The following is a 5,121-nucleotide window of genomic DNA, read 5'->3' on the forward strand; positions in this document are numbered from 1 at the left end:
ACCGCCGGCGCCGCCGGCGCCGACGCGCCGCGCGCCTACGCCGCGCCGTGGCTGAGCCGGCTGGTGCGCTGGATCGAACGCGATTCGGCGCCCGCCGCGGTGTGGGTCCGCGATTACGCCCTGGACGAGGACGGCGCCCGCCGCCTCGCCGGGCTGGTGCGCGAACTGGCGCAAGAGCACGGCGTGCGGCTCGACCGCATCGTCGTCAACGCACGCGAAATCTGGAGCGCCGCGCGCGGCGCGCACAAGGAGAACGACTGATGGCCGTCGACGCAATCGGCAATGTCCCCACCCCGCAGGACAACGCCGCGATCACCCGCAAGAGCTCGATCAGCCAGGACGACTTCATCAAGTTGTTCCTGGCCCAGCTGCAGTTCCAGGATCCGCTGGAACCGGTCGACAACCGCGAGTTCCTGGCCCAGCTGGCGCAGTTCTCGGCGCTGGAGCAGTCGCGCCAGACCAGCGAGAACCTCGCCTCGATGCTGTCGATGAACGCCGCCGACCAGGCGGTGGGCCTGGTCGGCAAGGTCGTCGACGCGCAGGTCGAGGGCAACGCCATCAGCGGCACCGTGATCGCGGTCGAGTTCACTTCGGCCGGGCCCAAGCTGAGCCTGCGCGCGGGCAGCGGCGGCGCGGTCCAGACCGGCGTGGCGCTGTCCCAGGTCAGCCTGGTCAAGAGCAACCAGTAAGCGGAGACGGCCATGTTCCAAGCACTGTTCAACTCGCTTTCCGGACTTTTCAGCTTCTCGCGCAGCCTGGACACGGTCAGCAACAACGTGTCCAACATGAACACCCCGGGCTTCCGCGGCAGCGATTCGTTCTTCGCCAACATCGACGGCGGCTACGGCACCCAGATCGCCGGCCAGGGCCTGCGCCCGCAGCCCGGCGACATGCGCCAGACCGGCACCCCGACCGACATGGCGGTGGAGGGCGAAGGCTACTTCGTCCTGCGCGACCGCTCCGGCGAGCTGCATTACACCCGCGCCGGCCAGTTCCGCTTCAACGACAGCGGCGTGCTGGTCGATACCGCGACCGGTTACGACGTCATGGCGATCGGCGCCGACGGCGGGCTGACCCAGATCGACATCAACGCCTACCGCACGATGGAGGCCAAGCCGACCACGCGGGTCAAGGTCGGCGGCAACCTGGTCACGCGCACGGTCACCACGACTTCGCCGGCGACGCCGATCAACGCGACCATGACCGTCTACGACACGGTCGGCGCGACCCACGCCTTGAGCGTGGTGTTCCTGCAGACCGACAACATCGGCAACTACAGCCTGACGATCAAGGACGAGACCGGCTTCACCGTCCACACCGACACCGTGCGTTTCAGCGGCGGCCGCCTGCTGACCCCGAACGTGGCCAGCTTCGATCTGAGCTATGCCGGCAAGACTCAGGAAATCACCCTGGATTTCGGCACCTCGACCTCCGGCTTGACCGCGATGACCGGGGTCAGCGACTCGCCCAAGCTGAGCGTCGAGGACGGCCACGGCGTGCTCGGCATCAGCAGCATGGCCTTCGACGACAAGGGCATCCTGCGGCTGAGCTATTCCAGCACCGAAACCCGCGAGGGCCAGCGCGTGGCGCTGGCGATCTTCCCCAACGAAGGCGACCTGCGCCTGGCCGGCGGCCGCATGCTCGACAACAGCAGCATCCGCGAGGTCGAGCACGGACGCGCCGGGCAGGGCCGGTTCGGACGCATCAGCGGCGGCAGCATCGAGCTGTCCAACATCGACCTGACCCGCGAGTTCGCCGACATGATCATCATCCAGCGCGGCTACCAGGCCAGCTCGCGGGTCATGACCGTGAGCAACGAGATGATCGAGCAGCTCTACAACAGCACGAGGGGCGGCTGATGGCCACGCTTGCGCTGCGCTGGCAGGGCCGCAGCCGGCTCGCGCGCCTGCGCGCCGAAGTCGAGGGGCGCTGCGCGCGCTGGCTCGACGAGTGGTCGGCGGCGGCGCGCGATTGCGCGGTCGAGACGCTCGAGGAATCCGCGCCGGCCGATCCGCGCGGCGCGGCCGGGCACTGGCAGGAGCTGCGCGCGGGCGCGGCGACGGCGCGCTTCTCGCTGCCGGGGCCGGCGTTCGAACGGTGGGGCCAGCGCTTGCTCGGCGCCGACGGCGAGGCCGACGGCCTGGCCGAAGCGCTGGGCCGGCGCGCCTTCGCCGAGTTGGCGCAGGCGTTGCTGTCGGCGCCGCAGGCCGCGCCGGCGCGGATCGAACGCCCGCACCCGCGCGAGCTCGAACCGCGCCACGGCGTCGCGGCGCTGGCGCTGCAACTGGCCGGCGTGCGGCTGCACCTGTACCTCGACCCGGCCGCCTGCGATCTGCTGGCGCCGCTGCCGGCGCCCGCGCCGGCGACGCTGAGCCCGCGCGCGGGCGCGCTGGCGCAGGCCACGGTCGAACTCACCGCCACCCTCGACCTGGGCCGCGGCGCGCTCGGCCAGGCCTTGAACCTGCGTCCGGGCGAAATCCTCAAGACCGGGCTGCGCCTGGACGCGCCGCTGCAACTGCGCGCGGCCGGCGACGTGCCGGTGCTCAGCGCGACCCTGACCCAACACCAAGGCGCGCGCGCGTTGCGCGTCGTCCAACTCACCGCAAGCCGTCCCCAGGAAACGCAGCCATGAGCACTTCCGCCGCGATCGACATCGCCCGCCCGCAGCCGCCGGCCGAGACCGCGCCGGCGTCGGCGCCTGTTTCGGCGCCCCCTCAAGACATCAGCCTGATCGGCCACGTCCAGGTCCAGCTCGCCGCCCAGGTCGGCACCGCGACGATGTCGGTCGAGCGCCTGTTCGCGCTCAAGGCCGGCGACATCGTCGGCATGAACGAAGCGCTGGAAGCGCCGGTGACGCTGATGCTCAACGGCCGCGCGGTCGCCCGCGGCGAACTGCTCGCGGTCGACGACCACTTCGGCGTGCGCATCCTGGAACTGGCGTGAGCGCAACCACGTGAGCGCGCCATCCACTCCTGCCGCGAAGCCCGCGCCGGCCGCCGTGCCTGCCGCGGCGCAGGCGGCCGCGCAAGCGCAGGCGGCCGTACCGGCGCAGGCGGCCGTACCGGCGCAGGCGGCCGTACCGGCGCAGGCGGCCGTGCAGACGCAACCGGCCGTCGCCGCCAGGCCGATCCGCTTCCGCGAGGAAGGCGGTTCGGTCGCCGACAGCGCCACCGGCGTGCTGCTGGTGCTGGCGCTGCTGCTCGGCGGCTGCCTGGCGGCGCTGCTGTGGGCGAAGAAGAAGGGCTGGCTCGACCGCTGGATCGCCAACGCCGGCGCCGGCGCGCCCGGCGCCGGCGGCTTGCGCGTCGAGCAATCGCTGCGCCTGAGCCCGCGCACCGTGCTGTACCGCGTCGGCGACGGGCGCGAGCGCTATCTGGTGGTCGAATCCACGGTGTCGGCGCAGCTGACCGCGCTCCACGGCCGCGCCGGCGCCGCGCCGGCCGCGCTTGCGAACGCAGCGGGAGAGCAGGGCGATGACTGAGCGACGCTCGCGCTGGATCGCGGCCGCGGCCGCCGCGCTCGCGCTGCTGTTCGCCGGCGGCGCGCTCGCCGCGCCGGCGGCGGTGGAGCCGGCGCAGCTGATCGACGGCGCGCTGAAGCAGGACTATTCGCCGGCGATCCGCAACCTGGTCGCGCTGTCGATGCTGTCGCTGATTCCGGTGATGCTGGTGGCGATGACCTCGTTCACCCGCATCGTCATCGTGCTGTCGGTGCTGCGCCACGCGCTCGGCCTGCCGCAGACGCCGCCGAACGCGGTGATCGTGACCCTGGCGATCTGCCTGACCTATTTCTCGATGGCGCCGGTCGCCGACCGGGTCAACGACGTCGCGCTCAAACCCTATCTCGCCCAGCAGATCGGCAGCGGCGAAGCGTTGGCCAAGGGGCTCGTGCCGATGCGCGAGTTCATGGTCGGACAGACCCGCGAGTCGGACCTGCGCGCGGTCATGGAGATGGCCAACCAGCCGCCGCCGCAGCGCATCGAGGACATCCGCCTGCGCCACCTGCTGCCGGCGTTCCTGCTCAGCGAGCTCAAGACCGCGTTCCAGATCGCGTTCGTGATCTTCCTGCCGTTCCTGCTGATCGACCTGGTGGTCGGCGCGGTGCTGATGGCGCTGGGCATGATCATGGTGCCGCCGGCGACGATCAGCCTGCCGCTGAAGATCCTGCTGTTCGTGCTGATCGACGGCTGGGTGCTGGTCTCGCGCGCCTTGCTCGGCAGTTACTGGTCGTAGCGAGCATGTACGCCGAAGCGGGCGAAGCCGAGCTGTGGCAGCGCTATCGCGAGCGCACCGACGAGGACGCGCGCGACCGCCTGCTGCTGCTGCACATGCCGTGGGCGGCGTCGATCGCGCGCAACGTGCACCGGCGCGTGCGCGCGTATGCGGTCGACCGCGACGACTTCGTCCAGAACGCCACGATCGGCCTGATCGAAGCGATCGCGCGGTTCGAGCCGCAGCGCGGGATCGCCTTTCGCAGCTACGCCACCCCGCGCGTGCGCGGCGCGGTGTTCAACGGCCTGCGCGCGATCGTCGGCGAGCGCCCGACCGCGGCCCAGGACCGCTACGCCGCGCGCCTGCAGGCGATCGACGAGGGCAGCGAAGGCGGCGGCGCGTTCGAACAGGTGCTCAACGCGGTAGTCGGGCTCGGCTTGGGCTACATGCTCGACGATGCCGCCCAGGCCCTCGGCGAGGACGCGCCCGGCGCCGGCTCGGCGTTCGAATACGCGCGCCTGGGCCAGGCGCGCGCGCGCCTGCTCAAGGCGGTGGAGCAATTGCCGCAGCGCCAGCAACTGATCGTGCGCGCCCACTATTTCCAGTACGTGCCCTTCATCGAACTGGCCGAGCGCTTCGGCCTGAGCAAGGGCCGGATCTCGCAGCTGCACCACGACGCGCTGGGCCGGCTGCGCGCGCTGATGGGCGACGCCTGACGGGTCCGGCCAGGCCGGCGAGTGTCCGAAAGCGATCTCGCGGCGCCCCTAAACTTACGACGCGCGTCGCGGATACAGCCAATAGGCGAAAGCCGGCCATACGCCGGGCGCCTGCGTCCGCGGACGCGCCGGTTCCTCAGCGACCGCCCGGTCGCCGCGACGCGCTCGCGCTCCGGGCCGCCGCCGCGCCGCTC

8 protein-coding genes are annotated in these 5,121 nt (G+C 71.7%); all 8 read left to right on the plus strand.

Annotated elements, in window-relative coordinates:
* A partial coding sequence (locus A7A76_RS21850) for a hypothetical protein (protein WP_206413288.1) occupies nucleotides 1-261 on the plus strand: 261 nt, incomplete at its 5' end.
* Nucleotides 261-689, plus strand: a complete 429-nt coding sequence (locus A7A76_RS21855; RefSeq protein WP_096377182.1) for a flagellar hook assembly protein FlgD — start codon at nucleotides 261-263, stop codon at nucleotides 687-689. The genes A7A76_RS21850 and A7A76_RS21855, both read left to right, overlap by 1 nt.
* A 12-nt stretch (nucleotides 690-701) precedes the next feature.
* Nucleotides 702-1,859 carry a flagellar hook-basal body complex protein gene (locus A7A76_RS21860; RefSeq protein ID WP_206413289.1) on the plus strand — a complete coding sequence of 386 codons (1,158 nt, stop codon included), beginning with the start codon at nucleotides 702-704 and terminating at the stop codon, nucleotides 1,857-1,859.
* The gene (locus A7A76_RS21865) at nucleotides 1,859-2,632 is read left to right on the plus strand and encodes a FliM/FliN family flagellar motor switch protein (RefSeq protein ID WP_206413290.1); all 774 of its coding nucleotides are present in this window, start codon (nucleotides 1,859-1,861) and stop codon (nucleotides 2,630-2,632) included. Before A7A76_RS21860 ends, A7A76_RS21865 begins: the two co-directional genes overlap by 1 nt.
* Nucleotides 2,629-2,943, plus strand: a complete 315-nt coding sequence (locus A7A76_RS21870) for a FliM/FliN family flagellar motor switch protein (RefSeq protein ID WP_206413291.1) — start codon at nucleotides 2,629-2,631, stop codon at nucleotides 2,941-2,943. Before A7A76_RS21865 ends, A7A76_RS21870 begins: the two co-directional genes overlap by 4 nt.
* Nucleotides 2,944-3,094: 151 nt before the next feature.
* Nucleotides 3,095-3,481 carry a hypothetical protein gene (locus A7A76_RS21875; RefSeq protein ID WP_206413292.1) on the plus strand — a complete coding sequence of 129 codons (387 nt, stop codon included), beginning with the start codon at nucleotides 3,095-3,097 and terminating at the stop codon, nucleotides 3,479-3,481.
* On the plus strand, nucleotides 3,474-4,232 hold the full coding sequence (gene fliP / locus A7A76_RS21880; protein ID WP_206413293.1) for a flagellar type III secretion system pore protein FliP: 759 nt from the start codon (nucleotides 3,474-3,476) through the stop codon (nucleotides 4,230-4,232). The genes A7A76_RS21875 and fliP overlap by 8 nt, the downstream gene beginning before the upstream one ends.
* Nucleotides 4,233-4,237: 5 nt before the next feature.
* On the plus strand, nucleotides 4,238-4,927 hold the full coding sequence (locus A7A76_RS21885) for a sigma-70 family RNA polymerase sigma factor (RefSeq protein WP_206413294.1): 690 nt from the start codon (nucleotides 4,238-4,240) through the stop codon (nucleotides 4,925-4,927).
* Nucleotides 4,928-5,121 lie beyond the last annotated feature (194 nt).

It is taken from the genome of Lysobacter enzymogenes, assembly GCF_017168095.1.
Classification (GTDB): domain Bacteria; phylum Pseudomonadota; class Gammaproteobacteria; order Xanthomonadales; family Xanthomonadaceae; genus Lysobacter; species Lysobacter enzymogenes_D.

Coding starts and splice junctions, on each gene's coding strand:
- A7A76_RS21855 (WP_096377182.1), top strand. CDS start 261: ATGGCCGTCGACGCAATCGGCAATGTCCCCACCCCGCAGGACAACGCC.
- A7A76_RS21860 (WP_206413289.1), top strand. CDS start 702: ATGTTCCAAGCACTGTTCAACTCGCTTTCCGGACTTTTCAGCTTCTCG.
- A7A76_RS21865 (WP_206413290.1), top strand. CDS start 1,859: ATGGCCACGCTTGCGCTGCGCTGGCAGGGCCGCAGCCGGCTCGCGCGC.
- A7A76_RS21870 (WP_206413291.1), top strand. CDS start 2,629: ATGAGCACTTCCGCCGCGATCGACATCGCCCGCCCGCAGCCGCCGGCC.
- fliP (WP_206413293.1), top strand. CDS start 3,474: ATGACTGAGCGACGCTCGCGCTGGATCGCGGCCGCGGCCGCCGCGCTC.
- A7A76_RS21885 (WP_206413294.1), top strand. CDS start 4,238: ATGTACGCCGAAGCGGGCGAAGCCGAGCTGTGGCAGCGCTATCGCGAG.